Below are 20,337 nucleotides of genomic sequence, written 5' to 3'. Positions count from 1 at the left end.
ATGACCGTGCAGGAAAAATCCATGACGGCCGGTATCTCGCCCTTGCGGGTGAAGAAGGAGATCGACAGGTTCTCGATCTCGATGATCGGCCCGTTGGTCGGCCCGTTGGTCGGCTTGGGGGGATTTCGAACTGCCTCATTCATGGGTCGCTCCAATCCTTGTTCTTTCAAGCATATCAGGTCGAGAACCCGTCCATCAATCTTTCATCGATTGCTCACGCAGCGAGTCGGCCAGCAGGTTAAGGCCCAGCACGAACGACATCAGCGCGATCGTCGGCGGCAGCGCCGGATGGATGAAGGAGCGCAGCAGCCGGCTGGCATCCTTGATCGCAGTGCCCCAGTCCGGGCTCTCGGGCGCCAGCCCCAGGCCGAAATAGCCGAGCGTGCCGAGCAGGATAGTGGTGTAGCCGATACGCAGGCAGGCATCGACGATCAGCGGCCCGCGTGCGTTGGGAAGGATCTCCCACAGCATGATGTACCAGGGCGATTCACCGCGCGTCTGCGCCGCCGCCACATAGTCGCGCGTTTTGATGTCCATGACCAGGCCGCGCACGATGCGGAACACGCCGGGGCTGGAGGCGAACACCACCGCCACGAAGATGTTGAGCTGGTTGGGATCGATATGGATGATCCTGAACGGATCGGCATCGAAGACCAGGCCGGCATAGACCCAGCCGCCAACGATCAGAGTCAACCCCAAGAGGATGTAAAGCCGGTCGGGCCGTTTCTTATAGCGCGTCCAGAACAGCACGCTGAAGAAGATGATCGGAAACATGAAGAACAGGCCGGCCATCGCATAGGGGATAGGTGTCTCCATGATGCCCGGCGTCACCAGGAGGTAGAACAGCAGGATCACCGGGAAGGCGAGCACCAGATTGGCGAGGAATGACAGTACCGTATCGATCCTGCCGCCATAATAGCCGGCCGGCAGACCGAGCGTGATGCCGACCATCAGCGCAAACCCGGTCGCCGCCGGCGCGATGATCAGCACGATCTGGCTGCCGTAGACCATGCGGCTGAACACGTCGCGGGCAAGCTTGTCGCCGCCGAACAGGTAGACAAGTCCCGATTGCGGCTCGACCGCGCCCGGCAGCGCGTCCTTCATGATCGGGATCTGGACAAGCGGATTGAAGGGCGAGACGGTCGACGCGAAGATCGCCGTGAACAGCCAGAACAGGCAGATGCCGACGCCGACGATGCCGACGCTGCTGTCGAAGAGCTGACCGTAGAGGCCAAGCCTCTTCTTGTAGGCGAAGCTCGCCCCCATCACCAGGACGAGAGCGATCCAGACCGGCCAGAAACGCGCAAGCACGCCAAGCACCACATTGAAGGCGCCGATATATTCAAGCTGCATCCGCTCGATCCCCTATTGAACTCTGATACGCGGATTGAGAAACGCGTAGCCGACATCGGAAATGAGCTGCGTGATCAGGACGATGAACACCGAGACCAGGGAGCAGCCGAGCAAAAGATCGATATCGTTGTTGCCGGCCGCCTCGACCAGCGTGTAGCCAAAGCCCTGGTAGCGGAACATCACCTCGACAATAACGACGCCGGTGAGCAGCCAGGGAAATTGCAGCATGATGACGGTGAATGGCGCGATCAGCGCGTTGCGCAGCGCGTGCTTGACCACGACGCTGCCGAAGGAGAGGCCCTTCAGCCGGGCGGTGCGGATATATTGCTGCGTCATCACCTCGACCATCGAGGCGCGGGTCATGCGGGCGATATAGCCGATGCCATAGATCGCCAGCGTCATCACCGGCAGGGTGAAGTTGTAGAAGGTGATGCCCCGGCTGGCGGACGCCGCCGAACCGTTCAGCAGGCCGAGCCATGAGGCGAAGACGACGGTGAATATGACGCCCGACACATATTCGGGCGTCGCCGTCGAGGCGATCGAGGCCACTGACAAGGTCCGGTCGGTTCGCGAGCCTTCGCGCATACCGGCGAGGATGCCGATCAACAGCGAGATCGGCACCATCACCACAAGCACCCAGAACATCAGGATTCCGGTAGCACCGAGCGCCGGGAAAAGCTTCGACGCGACCGTCGTCTTGAACTTGGTCGAGCAGCCGAAGTCACCCTGCAGCACGCCGGAAAATGTCGGCTCGACAGGATCGTTGCAGAAGGCAAAACGTCGCGTGGGTTTGCCGGTTGCCGGGTCTGTGACCGGCTGCTTGGGCACGATACCCAGCCATTGGCCATAGCGGGAAAAGAAATTCTGGCGGTAGCCATGGTTGACCAGCCAGTTTTCGAGCTGCTCGGCCGAGGTGTGCATTTCGGTCTGGCTGATCGCCAGCTTTTTCAGATTGGGATCGAGATTGATCAGGAAGAACACGACCATCGTCAGGCACAGCATCGTCAATGCCATGGTGCCGAGGCGTCGAAGGATGAAAGAAAGCATGGCGGTCCCCTGCCGGCTGGTTGGGGTTGAGGCCGGCTCGGAGCCAGCTCAGCCGCAATCGGCAGAGCTGGCTGTCAAACGGACCCTCAGAATGCGATCAACCCTGTCTTATTGCACGCCCCTTTCCGAAGAGTCTGCGCTTTTTTCTGCGCCATCTGCGGTTGTGGGATCATGCATGGCGTGGGTGGAAGGGGCGAACCGCCCCTTCCACGATCGATCCGATCAGGCCTCCTCGTCGAGCCAGACCTTGCCGTAGTCGCGCTCGAAGGTCGGGTGCATGCCGTAGTTCTTAACGGAAGCGACCGAATGGCTGTAGAGCTTGCGCCAGTAGGGCTGGATGATGATCCCGGCATCTTGCAGGATCTGCTCGATGTCCTTCATCATTTCCTTGCGCTTGGCGGGGTCGGCAACGGCGAGCGCAGCGTTGAGCTTGCCATCCCACTCCGCATTCGCCCAGCCCGTCTCGTTCCAGGCTTCACCGGTGCGATAGCCGATCGCCAGAACCTGGACGCCGAGCGGCCGCATGTTCCAGTTGGTCATCGACAGCGGGTATTTGGTCCAGTCGTTCCAGAAGGTCGAGCCCGGCAGCACCGTACGCTTGACCTTGATGCCGGCGTCGCGCATCTGCGCGGCGATCGCATCGCCGGTGTTCTTGTGCCAGTCTTCGTCGACCGTGATCAGCTCGTGCTCGAAGTCGGCCTGGCCGGCTTCAGCCATCAGCGCCTTAGCCTTGGCCGGATCGCGGGCAATCTTCGCCAGCTCGAAGTATTCCGGATGGATCGGCGAGACATGGTGGTTTTCGGCAACTGTGCCGGCATTGCCGTAGCCGAGCTGCAGGACGACAGCGTTATCGACCGCAAGCTGCAGCGCGTTGCGAACCTTCTGATCGTCATACGGCTTGTTGGTCACATTGGTGCGGCAGACGATCGTCGAAGCGGTGATCACCTCGGACTTGACCAGATCGACACCGTCGAGGATCGACACATAGTCGGCCGACGTCTCGAAATTGGTATGGACTTCGCCGGCTTCGAAAGCGCTGACCATCGCCGCCGGATCGGTGCCATAGTCGATGAACTCGACGCCGTCGAGAAACACCTCGCCGTCCCACCACTTGTTGTCTTCGCGGCGTTTGTAGACGACCTTCTGGCCGACATCGTAGGAGACCAGTTCAAATGGGCCGGTGCCGATCGGGCAGGCTTTGAAATCGCCGCCCTTTTCGTCGAAGGTCTTGTGGACGACGAGACCGGGATAGTCGCACACGTTGGGGATGAGCGCGATATCCGGCGAGCTGAGCGTCAGCTTGACCGTGTGTTCGTCGACCTTGGTGACGGCGCTCTCATCCAGCTTGTCGTCCTTGACCAGCGAGCCGAGACGACCGGGCATGGAATTGCCTTCGGCCTTCTTGTCGGCCCAACGCTTGAAGTTGAAGATGACATCGTCGGCGGTGAACGGATCGCCGTTGTTCCAGGTGACGCCCTTGCGCACATGCAGCGTGTATTCGGTGGCGTCGTCGTTCACGTCCCAGCTCTCGAGCAGGTAGGGGCGGAACGTGTATTCATTTGTGTACTTGACCAGCGGCTCAAGCGCCTGGCGCTCGGCATTGGCGATTTCCGACCAGTCGGCCTTGCGCGGATCCTTCGGATCCTTGATCCACATAGCGACCTTCAGTATGCCGCCTTTCTTGCCCTGCGCGTCCTGCGCTCTCGCCGGCGTCGGGTCGGCGAGGCCGAGCATGCCATAGGCCATCGCCGTGGACGCGCCGAAGACGCTGGCCAAAGCGAGAAACTCGCGGCGATCGACACGTCCGGCCCTGGCTTCTTCGGCCATCGCATGGATGTGATCCGGAACGCGGTCGCCATTACTCTTGTAGATTGTCATCGAGAACTCCCATTGTTGGCTTTCTGCCTTTTACCATTCCGCATCCGGGCCGTGATGTCAAAAACGGCACGGATTGGGAACATGCCAAGGAATGTGCAACTTTGGAAGGGAAGCAGTTCGCGTGATAACGACAGTCTTGGCGCAAAATTGCTATTGCCCGGTAGATTTCGTTCGAATCTCCGGCATCGATCAAACTGAGACATTCACTGCCGCGCCGCACGTCCGGTTGGCCGCGCAACGGACGCTGTAGCAGTTTGATTTTGCGCCGAAATCGATTTCGATTCTCGGGGTCATGCGCGAAGCTTTGCACCGCGCCGGCCGATCCGGATGAGTGCCGATATGGCGACGAGGGCTGTCGGATTGCCGGACCATTTCGCGCAGGCCGGCTTCAGTACTCGCGTTCGTAGAAAATGCCACCCTTGGCTTCGCCGGCATCGGTGGCTTCGCCGCGCAATTTGACGCCGCGGCCGACGTCGAGATCGATCGCCGCCTTGCCCGAACCCGGCTTGTCGCCCTTCTGGATCGTCACATAGGTGCGGTCGTTGAGATATTTGCCGGCCGAGACCGCGGTGCCGCCCTCCTCGTCGGTGACGACGTCGAGATCGTCGACGCCGATGGCGCTGCGCAGGTTCTGGAGCAGCGAGGTCGAGCCGCCGATGCCGGCCAGTTGCGCGGCGGCTTCGGCAAGCTGAGCGATCTGCAGCGGCGACAGGTTCGACATCGAGCGGCCAAAAATCAGTTGCGCCAGGACCTCGTCCTCCGGCAGCGCCGGCACCGACGAGAAGTTGAATTTCGGATTGGTCGCCTCGCCCGAAACCACGATGGTGACGGTGGTGCTGCTCGTCGTCGATGTCGCCGTGAGATTGAGATAAGGCACCAGCGACCCCGAAAAGCCGACCGTGCCTTCGGTGAAGGTCAGCCGCTTGGCCACGATCGACAGCCGACCGCGCTGCAAGTCAAAGGTGCCGACCGCTTGCGGCGACGATGCCGGGCCGGTCAGCCGCAGCGAACCGCCAAGCTCGGCATCGACGCCCCTGCCCTGGATGAAGATCTGGCTGGGCGCGTTGACCGTGACATCGAGGTTGAGGCCGCCGCCACTGCTGCTGCCACTCGCCGTCGCCGGGCGCAACGCCTTGTCCTGCGCGCGCACGGCGGCCGGTGCGTTCTTGTGCCTGACGTTGAGCGCCGCCAGCGAGCCCGGCAGCTTTTCGGGAACGGTGATGACGGTCTTGGCCAGGTTGATCGTGCCCGAGATCACCGGCGCCGATGCGAGTGGCCCCTTGATGGTCAGGTCGCCGCCGAGATTGGCGGTGACCACCCTGCCGTCGGTGTAGCGGCCGTCGACGAGCTTGATCGACAGGTTGGCCGGAAAGCCTTGCGCCGGATTGATGCCGACCGTGCCGCTGGCCGACAGGCTGCCGCGCGTCGACAAATTGCCGGTCAGGCGGTTTATCCTGGCGACGCCACCGCCGATCGCCACATCGGCGGTGATATCGTTGATCGCAAGTCCCGAGCGTGCATCGATCAGGCGGGCACCCGACGTGCGGACCGTGCCTGTGATCACCGGCGCCGTCGCCGGGCCGCGCACCTTCAGATTGACGTCGGCCGTGCCGCTCAACGACAGGCCTTGTGCGGCCAGTGTCCGGGTCAGGAAGGCGAACGGCACCTTGCCGGAAAAGTCGAGATCAAGCGTCGGCGTGCCTGATGTCGTCATCGTGCCGCCGCCCTTGAGGCCGAGACCGGCGGCATCGCTCATGTTGGCCTCGAAGGTCAGTCGGTTGCCGGAAAACGTGCCGGAGGACGAAACGCCCATGCCGCCGAAACCGGCGCCGCGGGTCTGCGACGTCTGGACGCCTGCGGCGTCGACCTTGAAGGCGACGGCCGGATTGGCCGGCGCGCCCGTCACCTTCACCGTGCCCGAGATCGTGCCGGCGGCATCGAGGCCGGGCGAGAAACTGTTGGCGAGCGACATCGGCACCCGCGCCAGCGTCGCGTTGAGATTGAGCGCCTCCCCGACCTTGCCCGAAACCGTCGCCGTGCCGCCGCCGAGGTTGAGTGCGAGCCTGTCCAGGCTGGTGGTGCCGTTGGCGATGGTGATGGTCGAGGTCTGGGCGATCGCCGCCTTGACGCCGCGCATCGTCGCCTGACCGGAGGCGAGCTCGACCGTCGTCGTGCTATTGGCGACCCTGACGCGGCCGGCTGCCTCGGCCGGAATGTCCTTGACGGTGGCGCCGCCGGAAAAGCCGGTCCAGTCGCCGTCGCGGGTCAGATCGACATCGATGCCGCGAACGACGGTGCCGCCGGAGGTGACGCTGTCGGCACGGATTTTTCCGGAGATCACCGGCGCCGCTCGATAGTTGGCGATCGATGCGTCGATGGTCACCGTCTTTGCCGAAACATCGCCGCGTGTAATCGAAGCCGTCGAAGCCTTGACGGTGACCTCAGGCGCATTGCCGGCCTTCGAGAAGACGATCGTGCCGCGCACGTCGCCTTCCGCCTTTTCCAGCGCAAGCGCTGCCAGCGGTCCGATGTCAGGCAGGTCGAGCGCCACGGTGCCTTCAGGCACGAAAGCCTCGTCAAGCGCCAGGTCGCCTGATATCCGGTTCTTGCCGAGCGACAGCAAAAGCCCGTCGATAGCGCGCTTGCCGTCTGACGTCGCCAGCACGGCGCTGCCCTTCAGGGGCTGGCCCGCGACATTTCCGGTCAATTGGACATTGGCCGCCGGGTTGGCGGCATCGGCCTTGCCTGTGGCGGTGAGGCTCAACCCGGTGATCTCGCGTTCGGCAACCGAAAGCCGGTCGCTGTTGACCGTCAGCGACAGGTCTGGCGCGGTGCTGGCGCCTTGCGCGTTCAGCGCGAAGGTGATGGCGCCGTTGGCGTCCCCGGACAGAAGCGAGATGTCGGCCAGCGCGCCCTTGATATCGACGGTGAGCTTGTTGTCGGCAAGGCTGGCCTGCCCGTCGGCGGTCAGCGCGCCGGACACCAGCCTGATCGCATCGGCGGTGACATTGCCATTGGCGTCGCGCTTCAGCGCGGCACTGAGTTCCGTCCGCTGCGCGAGCACGCCGCGCGCTGCCGCCGGCAGCGCCGCGGAAACCGCGTCGGTCTTGAGGTTGAGGTCGATGGCGCCGTCGGCCAGCGAGATCCTTCCATTGAAGCCGGTGTTCAGCGCGTCGCTCGTCACCGACCCGCTGTCGATGAGAATGCCGTCGGTCGCCAGGCTGCCGGCGACTTGTGCCGTGATCTTGCCGGCGATCAGCGGCGCTATGGTCGGATTGTCCAGGCCGATCTTGTTTGCCGTCACCGTGCCGGAGACCGGCCCCGTCCGGCTCTTCACGTCGAAAGCGTCCGAGTGCAATGCCAGCGTGAGCCCCTCGACATCGCTGAATTTCGTCGCGACCGAAGGCAGAACAGCGGAAATGTCGAGCTGCGGCTGCGTGCCCTGCCCTGCAGCCTTTACCGAAAGCGCCTGCAGCTCGAGCTTGATCGGGCTCTCCGTGCTGCCGAGCGCCAGCGGCAGGCTCGGGCCGGTCGAGGCCAGGTCGAGCGCAAAATCGCTGGCGCCGTTCGGATTGATGGTGCCGGCAGCCTTGCCGGAAATCTTGTCTCCTGAAAGCGTCGCGCGGTCGATGGCGACGCCGCCGGCGGAGGAGAAGCTGCCTGCGGCATCGAAGTTGAGCAGCCCGAGCCCCGCCTGGCGGGTCTGGCTGGTCTCGGCGCCGCTGAGCTGCGCATCGAAACGAATGTCAGGGGCTGCTGACGGTCCCGTCACTTGCGCCGTTCCACCGAGCGTGCCCGCGGCGTCGAGGCCGGGTGAAAAATCATTGGCCAGGGCGGCCGGCAGCCCGGAAAACTCTGCCGCAAGATCGAGCGTCTGGCCGGCGGTGCCGGACATTGTCACCGATCCGCCGCCGACATCGAGCATCAGTTTCTCGATGCTGGCGGCGCCGTTGGCGATGCTCAGGGTCGACGGCTGCGCGATCGCCGCCCTGATGCCGCGAATGGTCGCATCGCCGGAGGCGATTTCGACGCTTGTCGTGCCGTCGGCGATCCTCACCCTGCCTTCTGCCGTGGCCGGAATTCCGGCGACGATGGCGCCGCCGGAAAACCCGGTCCAGTCGCCGTCGCGCTTCAAATCGACACCGATGCCGCTGATCACGGTGCCGCCGGAGGTGACGCTGTCGGCACGGATTTTACCGGAGATCGCCGGTGCGGCGACATAGTTGGCAATCAGCGCATCGATGGTGACCGTCTTTGCCGAAAGATCGCCGCGCGAAATTGAATCTGTGGTCGCCTTGATGGCGACATGAGGCGCATTGCCGGTCTTCGAGAAGACGATCGTGCCACGCACGTCGCCGTCAGCTTTTTCCAGCGCCAGGGCTGCGAGCGGACTGATATCGGGTAGATCCAGCGCAACCGTGCCGAGCGGCAGGAATCGATCGTCGAGAGCAAGGTCGCCCGAAACTTTGTTGTCGCCCAGTGACAGGCTTAGTCCGTTTATGGACCGCTTTCCCTGGCGCGTTACCAGCGACGCCTTGAAATCGAGTGGCTCGTCATTGACGGATCCGGTGAGCGAGATATCGGCCGCCGGGCTGGCGATGTCGCCCTTCCCCGTCGCGGTGAGCTTTAGCCCGGTGATTTCTCGCGCCACCACCGAAAGCCGGTCGCTGTTGACCGTCAGCGACAGGTCGGGCGCGGTGCTGGCGCCTTGCGCGTTCAGCGCGAAGGTGATGGCGCCCTTGGCATCCCCGGACAGAAGCGAGATGTCGGCGAGCGCGCCCTTGACGTCGGCGCTGACCTTGTTGTCGGCGAGGCTGGCCTGCCCGTCGGCGCTGAATGCACCTGATACCAGCCTGATGGCGTTGGCGATAACATTGCCGTTGGCGTCGCGCTTCAGTGCCGCGCTGAGCTGCGTCCGCTCGGCGAGCACGCCGCGCACTGCCGCCGGCAGTGCCGCGGAAGCCGCAACCGCCCTGAGGTTGAGATCGATGGCGCCATCGGCCAGGGAGACCCTTCCATTAAAGCCGCTGTCCAGTACCTCGCTCGTTACCGAGCCGCTGTCGATGACGATGGTATCGGTAGCGAGATCGCCGGCGACCTTGGCAGTAGTCTTTCCGGCGAGCAGCGGCGCGATGGTCGGATTGTCCAGGCCGATTTTGTCCGCCGTCACCGTGCCGGAGATCGGCCCTGTTCGGCCCTTCAGATCGAAGGCGTCGGAATGGAGCGCAAGCGCGATGCCTTCGGCCTTGGCGAGGTTGGTGGCGACCGACGGCAGTGTCGCGGAGATATTCAGCGTCGATTGCGTGCCCTGCCCCGCGACCTCCACCGACAGCGCCTGCAACTCGAGCTTGATCGGGCTCTCGGTGCTACCAAGCGCCAGCGGCAGGCTCGGGCCGGTCGAGGCCAGGTCGAGCGAAAAATCGCTGGCGCCGTTCGGATTGATGGTGCCGGCAGCCTTGCCGGAAATTTTGTCCCCGGCAAGCGTCGCGCGGTCGATGGCGACGCCCCCGGCGGAGGAGAAGCTGCCTGCGGCATCGAGGTTGAGCAGCCCGAGCCCCGCCTGGCGGGTCTGGCTGGTCTCGGCGCCGCTGAGCTGCGCATCGAAACGAATGTCAGGGGCTGCTGACGGTCCCGTCACTTGCGCCGTTCCACCGAGCGTGCCCGCGGCGTCGAGGCCGGGTGAAAAATCATTGGCCAGGGCGGCCGGCAGCCCGGAAAACTCTGCCGCAAGATCGAGCGTCTGGCCGGCGGTGCCGGACATTGTCACCGATCCGCCGCCGACATCGAGCATCAGTTTCTCGATGCTGGCGTTGCCATTGGCGATGCTCAGGGTCGACGGCTGCGCGATCGCCGCCTTGATGCCGCGAATGGTCGCTTCGCCGGAAGCGATCTCGACGCTTGTCGTGCCGTCGGCGATCTTCACCCTGCCTTCGGCCCTGGCCGGAATGCCGGCGACGGTGGCGCCGCCGGAAAACCCGGTCCAGTCGCCGTCGCGCTTCAAATCGACACCGATGCCGCTGATCACGGTGGCGCCTGATGTGACCGTATCGGCCTTGATCGTGCCGGAGATCGCCGGCGCCTTGAGAAAGTTGGCGACCAGCGCGTTGACGGCGATGGTCTTCGCCGCCAGATCGCCGCGGGAAATAGACCCGCTCGTCATATCGATGACTACCGTCGGCGCGCCACCATCATTCGAGAGGCGGATGCTGCCCTGCACGTCGCCGGCCGCCGTCTGCCCGGCAAGCGCGGCCAGCGGACCGATATCGGGCGCTTCGAGGGTCAGCGTGCCGAGCGGCAGCAAGCTGTCGTCGAGCACGAGATCGCCCGAGACCTTATTGTCGGCCAGCGACAGGCTAAGCCCGTTGACGGAACGCGTTCCGTCACGCGTCACCAAAGATGCCCTGAGATCGAGCGGCTGGTCGTCGACGGACCCTGTCAGTGCGACATCGGCAGCGGGATTGACGATGTCGGCCTTGCCCGTCGCTGTCAGCTTGATCGTCTTGACCGTCCGGCCCGACGCGGTCAGGCTGTCGCTGTCGGCCGAGACCGAGAAATCCGGCGCCGAGCGCGCGCCGCTCGCCGTCAGCGCGAAATTGACGGCCCCGCCGACCGGTACGCCAACCATCGGCGACAGCACCGAGACATCGCCGAGCGTGCCCCTGATGTCGGCCTGGATGTCGGTGCCCGTCGCGCTGGCGGTGCCGCTGGCGCTGAGCGAGCCCGAATTGAGTTGCAGCGCATTGGCGGCAAACAAGCCTTGCGGGTCGCGGGTCGCGGTCGCCGAGAATGTCACACGCTCGCCGAGAACCGGGCGGATCTGCGGCGGCAGCGCAGTCGAGACGGCATCGGCATTCATCTTGAGCGTCATGGCCAGATCGGCCAGCGTCACCTTGGATGTCACCGAGGCATTGAGCGCATCGCTGCGCAGCGTGCCTTGATCGACGACGATCTCGTCCTTGCTGACCGACCCGGCGAGGTCGGCGGTGACCCTGCCGGTCACCAGCGGCGCCAGCGTCGCCACGTCGGTGTTCAGGCCGCCGGCGATAAGCTTGATGGTGACCGGTCCGCTGCGGTCCTGGATGTCAAAGCCGTCGGAATGGATTTCGGCCACCAGATCGTCCACCCGGGTGCCGCCCGCCACCACCGAGACCAGGGACGCGCCGATGTCGATTATCGGCGCCTTGCCACCGCCGAACGCGCGAGCCGTGGCGCCGGTGATCGCGACCGTCACCGGCTGCGCCGCGGCGCCGAGGCTGAACACGATTGGTGGACCCTTGGCGGCGAGTTCCACCGAAAGGTCGCTGGCGCCGTTGGGGTCGATGATGCCCGCGGCGGTGCCATGCACGGCATCGCTGTCGATGCTGGCGCGCTCGACCTCGACGCCGCCCGTCACAATCGCGGTTCCGGCGAGGTCGAAGCTGGTCTTGCCGGCAAACAAGGATTTCAGATTGTCGGGCAAGAAGCGCTGGAGGTCGCCGTCGCCCTTGGCCTCGACATAGTTGCCCTTGTCGGTGAGCTGGTGGCGACCTGTGAGCTGGGTGACGATCTGGCCGTCGACGACGAAGGTACCGATGCCGCTCCAATTGGCGACCGGCCCGGTGCCGGTGACGACGATGTTGACCGGCGGCGCATCCGGCAATTTGAGCAGATTGGCGATGATGCCGCCGGCCGGCTCCGACGCCTTCAGATCGAGGTCCAGCTTGTTGTCGGCGGGCGCGAAATGGATGTTGGCGTCGAACTTGCCTTGCTTGCCGTCGCGGCGGGTGATGTTGAGGCTGGTTGCGAGCGCCAATGGCGCCGCATCGGCCTTGAACGATCCCTTGGCGGCGAGCTCGGCGATACCGCTGCCGACCAGCGCCTGCCCGAGCGCGATTTCCGGCAGGTCGATCTGCTTGATGTCGAGCGACACCGGCAGCGTGGTGGCGCCACCTTGGCTCGGCTGCTGCGTGCCGGCCGCCGGCAGCCGCGCCAGCTCGATGCGATCGGCGCCGATGCGGCCGGCGCTGAAGTTTTTCGACAGAAGCGCCAGCGGCGACCAGTCGACGGCCACCTTGCGCGCCACCAGCCAGGCGCCCTGGCGATCCTCCAGCACCACATGGTCGACCGTCAGCGCGCCGGACCAGATGCCGTCGATGCCGCTGACCGTGACCTTCTGGTCATCGGTCGACGCCACGGTCGAGATGATGCCGGCGAGATTGGCGCGGCCGCGCTCGGTCTTGGTCAGCACGACGAGCGCACCGACCACCGCCGCCACCAGGACGAGCAGCGTGTAAAGGGCAATGCGAAGGATGCGCTTGAACATTGTCATCAAAACGCCTGGCCGATACCGGCATAGATGCCGAAATCCGGGTCGTCGGGATCCGGGTTGAGCGGCACCGCCGCATCGATGCGCAACGGTCCGAACGGCGTAATATAGCGCAAGCCGACGCCGGCGCCGACCTTCATGCCGGAAAAATCCGGGAATTGATCGGTCGAGACGGTGCCGGCATCGACGAACGGCACGACGCCGATCGTGTCGTTGATGGCGATGCGCATCTCGAACGAGGTCTCGAAGAAGGACAGCCCGCCGATCGGCTCTCCGTCGGCGTCCTTCGGACCGATGCCCTGATAGGCATAACCGCGGACCGAGCCGCCGCCGCCGGAATAGAAGCGCCGGTCGGCCGGAACATCCTGAAGGCCGGCGCCGATGATCGAGCCGATGACGACGCGTTCGGCCAGGACGAACTTCGAGGCCGCGTCGAGCGACTGATAGGCCGATCCTTCGCCCCTAAGCTTGACGAAGGCGGCACCGTTCAAAATGTCGTAGCTCGGCTCGGCATAGGCCAGCGCCCTGAATCCGGTCGTCGGGTTGAGCCGGTTGTCGCGGTTGTCGTAGACATAGCGCAGCGGAATGCTGGCGATCAGAAAAGTGTGCTTGCCGAAGGAATCGGTGATCTTCGAATAGTCGAGCGCGACTTCCGCCGAAACCGTCTGCTGCCGGTCGAGGTCATACGACAGGCCGGTGTTGCCCTTGACCGAGAAACGGTCGTAGGCGTCGGGATGCTCCAGCACGGTGTTGGCGCCGGCGAAGAATTTGGACGCCGGCCCGACCACGCCCGGCTTTTCGAACATGATGCCGGCATTGTAGTTGAGCTCGGTCAGTTCGTTGCTGCCGATGCCGCTGATTTCACCCTCGATGCGCAGTTTTTCGGCACGGCCGAACAGATTGCGGTGACCCCAATAGCCTTCGAGGCCGAGCCCCTCGGTGTTGGAGAAGGTGCCGCCAAGGCCGAAATAGCGCGGCTTGCGCTCGCTCACTTCGACGCCGATCGGGATGTTGCCATCGGCGTCGAGACCGTCGGCCTCCTTCAGCGTCACGCTGTTGAAGACTTCCAGCCCGAGCAGCCGGTCGCGCGCCTCGTCGACCTCTTCCGGCGAATATTGGCGGCCGCGCTTAAGGCCGGTCATGTATTCGGTGAAATCGCGGTCGACCTTCTCGGTGCCTTCGACCGTGGTGTCGCCATAGCCGGCAACCGGCCCGGCGGCCACGGTCAGCGCCACGTCGAGCGTCGAGGTGGCGTGATCGGCAACGATCTCGCGGGCGGTCACCTTGGCCAGCGGCCTGCCGTCCTTCTTGAGCGCCCGCACGATCGACGCCTCGGCCTTGAGCACGGCACCGGACCCGGCATCGCCGCCGGCGATCAGGCCGAAATCGGCGCCCGACAGCCCCGCCGCATCGCCCTCCAGCCTGATGTCGCCAAGCGTGAACTTCGGTCCGGCCGCAATGTTGATCACCACCGGAATCGGCTGCGGACCCGAGAATTCGGCGTCGGGCGGCAAATCGTCGAGCGGCTTGCCTTCGATGGTAATGGTAACGACGCCCTCGTAGCGGGCGTCCGCATAAAGGGCGGCGACAAGCTGATCGCGGTCGGCACGCGCCTTGGCCAGCAGGCCGAGCGAACCGGAGACCGGACGTTCTTCGTCGTCCTTCAGCGCCGAGGCGTTTTCGAGTTTTTCGGCGAGATCCTCGTCGGCGTCGGGCGCCTCTATGGTCACCGCATAGCGCAGCGGATCGACGATGTCGGCATCTTCATCCTCCGACGATCCCCACAGCTTGATGCCGAAGATCTCGAAAGCGGCCGCATTTCCGCTCGCGCCAACCAGTGCAGGCGAGCATAGCAAGGCGGAAAGCAGGGCGAGCAAAAACACGCGCCGTGGCGCGGTTCCTCCCGACATCTGCCTTTCATACGCCGACATTACAACTCTACACTAGCGGCCAAAGCTAAAATTGGAATGAAGTTCTGAATTGCTCGTAAACGGGCCACAATCCAATTGCCACAATCCAACTGTCTTAAATGGACAGGGCTTGGAATTCACACCTTCTGCGTCGCCGCAAGAAAGCGTGATCCCTGTCCTGTGGAGGTACTACCGGTCATCGGCCGGAAAGGAAACCGTTGGCAGGCGGGAACCTGCCGCGTCCTTGTGTTGACAAGCTGGACCGAAGCTTGAACATGTCTGGGCGTAACGTGGACGTAACGTAAGCAGTGTCCGGAGGGGTGTCATGGCGGCTCGTGGTCTGTCGATTCTTTTTCTTCTCTTTTTCGCTTGGGGCAGTGTCGCGCAAGCGGCCGAAGCGCGCCGGGTAGTGACATCGGACAATTCCGATTATTTCGGCTTCGATCTCAGATCCGACCAGAACGTCAGCCTCGATCAGTGCACGACGACATGTCTCGGCGATCCCGCCTGCCGCGCCTTCACCTACAACCCCAAGGCCAAATGGTGTTTTCTCAAATCCGATTATAACACGCTGAAGCCCTTCAAGGGCGCCGTCGCCGGCAAGGTCGTCAACGTCGAAGGCGACCCCGACATCGGCGCGCCGCCGGCGCTCGCCTTCTTCCCCGCCTGGATGGCCGACCAGGCCCAGCAATACCGCAACAGGCTCACCGGCCCGGCCTACACCAAGCCCACCGAAGGACTGACGGCGCTGCGGGAGGCGGCAAGGCAAGCGTCGCAGACCGGCGACCACCGCTTGGCCGTTCAAAAATACGAGGCTTTGGTTTCGGTATTGCCCGACGATGGCCAACTCTGGCTTGAACTGGCGCGGGAAACACTTGCCGTGCAGCCGACCGCCAACAGCGCCGAGGCGTCGACCCTGCCGGCGAACGCCACCTCCGCCGGCTTCAACGCCTACAAATTGCTGCGCACCACAAAAACCCGTGCCGAAGCGCTGGCACTGCTTGGCGACGGGCTCGATCGCCGCGACCTCGCTCGGCCGGCCCTGCAGGCCTACGAAGCGAGCCTCGCGCTGGTCAGTTCGCCCTGGGTCACGGCCGCCTACCACGACCTCAAGGCGCGCAAGGGCTTCCGCGTCGTCGATCACACGGTCGACGCCGACACCAGCGCGCCACGCATCTGCGCGCAATTTTCCGAAGACCTGGTCAAGACCGGCGTCGACTACGCGCAATTCGTCACTGTCGACAACGCCGCCCCCAAGGGTGTCGAGGCCAAGGACAAGCAGATCTGCGTCGAGGGGCTCGAGCACGGCCAGCATTACGACGTGACCTTCCGTCCCGGCCTGCCGGCCGCCATCGGCGAGGTGATCTCCACCCCGGTGGTGCTGTCGATCTATGTGCAGGACCGCGCCCCGTCCGCCCGTTTCACCGGCGACAGCTTCGTGCTGCCGGCCGGCGCGCGCCGCGGCATCCCGGTCGTCACCGTCAACATGAGCGCCGCCGAAATGAAGCTTTTTCGCATCGGCGATCGCTCGCTGACCCAGCTTCTGTCCGGCTACCAGTTCCTGCGCCAGCTTGACGGCTACGACATCTCCAACATTTCCGATCAGATGGGCGAGCCGGTTTGGCAGGGCCAGCTCGACATCGCCAACGATCTGAACAAGGAAGTCACCACCTCCTTCCCGGTCGACGAGGCGCTGCCGCAGCGCAAGCCCGGCGTCTATGTGCTGACCGCGCAACCGGTCGACGAGAACGAGGACGACTATGATTCGCGCGCCACGCAATGGTTCGTCGTCTCCGATATCGGCCTGTCGACCTATACCGGGCAGGACGGGCTGAACGTCTTTGCCCGTTCGCTCGCAACCGCCAAGCCGATATCAGGTGCTGAACTGACGCTGCTGGCCAGGAACAACGAGATCCTCGGCACCGCGACCACGGACGGTGAAGGCCGCGCCGTCTTCAACCCCGGACTGACGCGCGGCGACGGCGGCATGGTGCCGGCCGTGCTGACAGCCAGGCAGGGTGACAGCGACTTCGTCTTCCTCGACATGGGCCGCGCCGGCTTCGATCTTTCCGATCGCGGCGTCACCGGGCGTCCGGCGCCGGGCGCGCTCGACGTCTATGCCTGGACCGAACGCGGCATCTACCGCGCCGGCGAGGACGTCCATGTCGCAGCACTTGCCCGCGACAGCGCCGCCAAGGCGGTCGAGAACCTGCCGCTGACCTTCATCTTCACCCGTCCCGACGGCGTCGAGAACCGCCGCATCGTCAGCGACGGCGCATCGGCCGGCGGCCATGCCGTCGACCTGCCCCTCGAAGCCAACGTCATGCGCGGCACCTGGACGGTGGCGATCCACACCGACCCCAAGCAGGCGGCGGTCGCCAGCCAGATGTTTTTGGTCGAGGATTTCGTGCCGGATCGCATCGAGTTCGACCTGTCCTCCGACAAGCAGGAGATCGCGCAGGGCGAAACCGCTAACGTTACCGTCGACGGCCGCTTCCTTTATGGCGCGCCGGCCGCCGGGCTGGCGCTCGAAGGCGAACTGACGCTGTCGACCACCCGCGCCTGGGACCGCTTCAAGGGCTATTCCTTCGGCCTCGCCGACGAGCAGTCGGCGGAACCGTCAGTCACCCCGTTCACCGGCCTGCCGGTGGTCGGCGACGACGGCAAGGCGACCTTCCCGGTTTCCGTCGACCAGTTGCCCTCGACCACCAGGCTGGTCGACGCCAAGGTTACGGTCAGGATGCGCGAGACCGGCGGCCGCGCCGTCGAACGCTCGCTCAACTTCGCCATCCGGCCGCAGGGCCAGATGATCGGCATCCGCCCGGATTTCGACGGCGACGAGGTGCCGCAAGGCGGCACGGCGAAGTTCGGCCTGATTGCCGTCGACCCCGACGGCAAGCGCGAGGCGCTCCAGGGCGCGCAATGGTCGCTGGTCAAGGTCGAACGCAATTACCAATGGTACCGCTCCAGCAATTCCTGGAATTATGAGCCGGTGACCTTCACCAAGTCGGTGGCCAGCGGCCAGGTCGACATGACCGCCGACGGCGAGGCCACCGTCTCGCTGCCGGTCGACTGGGGCCGCTACCGGCTCGAGATCGAGACGTCTGACCCGGAGGGCCCGGCGACCAGCTACGAGTTCGACGCCGGCTGGTATGTCAGCTCCACCACCACCGAAACGCCCGACGGCCTCGAAATCGCCCTCGACAAGGACAGCTATGCGGCCGGCGAAGTGGCCAAGCTCAAACTGTCGCCGCATTTTGCCGGCGAGCTGCTCGTCACCATCGGCGCCGACAAGCTCTTGAAGACCGTCACCGCCAGCGTGCCGGCCGGCGGCAGCACCATCGACATCCCGGTCGGCGACGACTGGGGCGCCGGCGCCTATGTCACGGCAACGCTGTTCAGGCCGGGTGATGCGCAGGAAACCCGCATGCCAGCGCGCGCCATCGGCGTCAAATGGCTGAAGGTCGATCCGGGCTCGAAAAAACTCGCCGTCAGCCTGACGCCGCCGGACAAGACCATGCCGCGCCAGCAGCTGTCGATCCCGGTTTCGGTGGCCGGCGTGCAGCCGGGCGCCAACGCCTATGTCATGGTCGCGGCCGTCGACGTCGGCATCCTCAACCTGACCAACTACAAGGTGCCGGATCCGGAGACCTGGTTCTTCGGCCAGCGCATGCTCGGCCTTGAAGTACGCGACCTCTACGGCCGCCTGATCGACGGCTCGCTGGGCACGACCGGCAAGCTGCGCAGCGGCGGCGACGGCGCCAACATCCAGTCGCAAGGCAGCCCGCCGACCGAAAAGCTGGTCGCCTTCTTCTCCGGTCCGGTCCAGCTCGACGCCGACGGCAAGGCGCGGGTCGACTTCGACATCCCGCAGTTCAACGGCACCGTGCGCGTCATGGCCGTCGCCTGGACCGAGGACGGGGTCGGCCATGCCCAATCCGACGTGATCGTGCGCGATCCGGTGGTGATCACCGCCGGCCTGCCGCGCTTCCTGGCGCCCGGCGATTCGGCCGTCATGCGGCTCGATGTCACCGACGCCGACGGTCCGGAGGGCGACTATGCGCTGTCTATAAGCACGTCAGGCGATCTTTCGACCGGCGATGCCGCCCTGCCCGAAAAGCTGACGCTGGCCAAGGGCAAGCGGCAGACGCTGACCGTGCCGCTGATCGCTGAAACGCCGGGCAACGCCTCGATCACCATCAAGCTCGCCCATGCCGACGGCACCGCTGTCGAGCAGACGCTCTATGTTCCGGTGCGGCCGGCGCAATTGCCGGTGACCACCCGTATGGTGGTCGACCTCAAGGGCAAAGGCGGCTCGCTGCGCGTTGACAAGGAGCTCTTGGCGGCAAGCCTGCTCGACGGTGCTTCGGTCAGCGTCGGCGTTTCACAGGCGGCGGCCTTCGACGTGCCCTCGCTGCTGATGACGCTCGACCGCTACCCCTATGGCTGCGCCGAGCAGACCACCAGCCGGGCCATGCCGCTGCTCTATGTCAACGAGATGGCGTCGGGCGTCGGCATGGCCAGCGACGCCGATCTGCACGGCCGCATCCAGGACGCCATCTACAAGGTGCTGAGCTATCAGGCCTCGGCCGGCAGCTTCGGCCTGTGGGGCCCGGGCTCCGGCGATTTGTGGCTCGACGCCTATGTCACCGACTTCCTGACCCGGGCGCGCGAGCAGAAATACGACGTGCCGGCGCTGGCGATGAACCAGGCGCTGAGCAATCTGCAAAACGCGATCGGCTACGACCAGGACGTCAAGGATCGCGGCAGCGAGATCGCCTATGCGCTCTATGTGCTGGCCCGCAACAAGAAGGCCTCGATCGGCGATCTGCGCTACTATGCCGACACCCAGCTCGAAGCCTTTACCAGCCCGATGGCCGTCGCCCAATTGGCGGCGGGCCTGGCGCTCTATGGCGATACGCAGCGCTCGGAAGCCACCTTCCAGGCCGCCCTGCAACTGGCCAATTCGACCTCGGCATACGACTACTACAGGTCCGATTATGGCTCGCCGCTGCGTGACGGCGCGGCGATGCTGGCGCTTGCCGCCGAATCCAAGCCGGTGCCGACGATCGTGCCGGTGCTGATCAAGCGGGTGACGCAGGAACGCGCCGCCGTCAGATGGACCAGCACGCAGGACGAGTCCTGGATGCTGCTGGCGGCGCGTGCCCTAAAGGCCGGCAATGATGCGATCGCGCTGACCATCAATGGCGCGCCGCATGCCGGCGCCTATTCGGACCAGATCGCCGGCAGCGACATTGCCGACAATCCGCTGACCGTCGCCAACAACGGCAGCAACCCGTTGCAGGCGGTCGTCACCACGGTGGCCTCGCCGATCCAGCCGCTGCCGGCCAGCGGCGACGGCTTCACCATCGGCCGCACCTACTACAAGCTCGACGGCACCGAAGCCAATGTCACGCAGGCGACCCAGAACGAACGCTATGTCGTCGTGCTCAATGTCTATGAGCAGAACAAATGGCCGTCGCGGCTGGTGATTACCGATCTGCTGCCGGCCGGCTTCGAGATCGACAATCCGGGCCTGGTTTCCAGCGCCCAATTGTCGAATTTCTCCTGGCTGGCCCAGACCGACGCCGCCCATCTCGAATTCCGCGACGACCGTTTCGTCGCCGCTTTCAATCCGAACGACGGCGAAGGCGACCGCAACATCACGCTCGCCTATGTCGTGCGTGCGGTGACGCCGGGCACCTATGCCCACCCGGCGGCATCCGTCGAGGACATGTACCGGCCGCAATATTCGGCCCGCACCGCGACCGGCATGATGGAGGTCAGGGCGCCGTAAGGCGGCGAACACGAACATGGCGATGGCGCTGCCCCTCATTGCCCTGC

General features: G+C 64.8%; 6 protein-coding genes. 1 reads left to right on the top strand and 5 read right to left on the bottom strand.

The window, feature by feature from the left end; all coding sequences use genetic code 11:
- Window positions 1-195: 195 nt before the first annotated feature.
- From AC0L2B_RS10875 to AC0L2B_RS10855, 5 genes are all read right to left on the bottom strand, one after another.
- Window positions 196-1,353: an ABC transporter permease gene (locus tag AC0L2B_RS10875; protein WP_128167239.1), complete on the bottom strand. Its 1,158-nt coding sequence runs from the start codon at window positions 1,351-1,353 to the stop codon at window positions 196-198.
- A gap of 12 nt (window positions 1,354-1,365) precedes the next feature.
- Window positions 1,366-2,400, bottom strand: a complete 1,035-nt coding sequence (locus AC0L2B_RS10870; RefSeq protein ID WP_287228192.1) for an ABC transporter permease — start codon at window positions 2,398-2,400, stop codon at window positions 1,366-1,368.
- Between the two features lie 222 nt (window positions 2,401-2,622).
- On the bottom strand, window positions 2,623-4,278 hold the full coding sequence (locus AC0L2B_RS10865; protein WP_473745349.1) for an ABC transporter substrate-binding protein: 1,656 nt from the start codon (window positions 4,276-4,278) through the stop codon (window positions 2,623-2,625).
- Between the two features lie 388 nt (window positions 4,279-4,666).
- Entirely contained in the window at window positions 4,667-12,586 is a 7,920-nt protein-coding gene (locus AC0L2B_RS10860; protein WP_473745347.1) for a translocation/assembly module TamB domain-containing protein, read from the bottom strand.
- Window positions 12,586-14,514 (bottom strand): autotransporter assembly complex protein TamA, encoded by a 1,929-nt coding sequence (locus AC0L2B_RS10855; RefSeq protein WP_473745345.1) that lies wholly within the window; start codon window positions 14,512-14,514, stop codon window positions 12,586-12,588. Before AC0L2B_RS10855 ends, AC0L2B_RS10860 begins: the two co-directional genes overlap by 1 nt.
- 304 nt (window positions 14,515-14,818) lie before the next feature.
- On the opposite strand from AC0L2B_RS10855, the gene AC0L2B_RS10850 reads away from it, so the two are divergent.
- Window positions 14,819-20,290 carry an alpha-2-macroglobulin family protein gene (locus AC0L2B_RS10850; protein WP_473745343.1) on the top strand — a complete coding sequence of 1,824 codons (5,472 nt, stop codon included), beginning with the start codon at window positions 14,819-14,821 and terminating at the stop codon, window positions 20,288-20,290.
- The last annotated feature ends 47 nt before the right edge of the window (window positions 20,291-20,337 follow it).

This window comes from Mesorhizobium sp. WSM4815 (genome assembly GCF_055811575.1).
This window is presented reverse-complemented; position numbering and strand designations above follow the sequence as displayed.

Coding starts and splice junctions, on each gene's coding strand:
- AC0L2B_RS10875 (WP_128167239.1), bottom strand. CDS start 1,353: ATGCAGCTTGAATATATCGGCGCCTTCAATGTGGTGCTTGGCGTGCTT.
- AC0L2B_RS10870 (WP_287228192.1), bottom strand. CDS start 2,400: ATGCTTTCTTTCATCCTTCGACGCCTCGGCACCATGGCATTGACGATG.
- AC0L2B_RS10865 (WP_473745349.1), bottom strand. CDS start 4,278: ATGACAATCTACAAGAGTAATGGCGACCGCGTTCCGGATCACATCCAT.
- AC0L2B_RS10860 (WP_473745347.1), bottom strand. CDS start 12,586: ATGACAATGTTCAAGCGCATCCTTCGCATTGCCCTTTACACGCTGCTC.
- AC0L2B_RS10855 (WP_473745345.1), bottom strand. CDS start 14,514: ATGTCGGCGTATGAAAGGCAGATGTCGGGAGGAACCGCGCCACGGCGC.
- AC0L2B_RS10850 (WP_473745343.1), top strand. CDS start 14,819: ATGGCGGCTCGTGGTCTGTCGATTCTTTTTCTTCTCTTTTTCGCTTGG.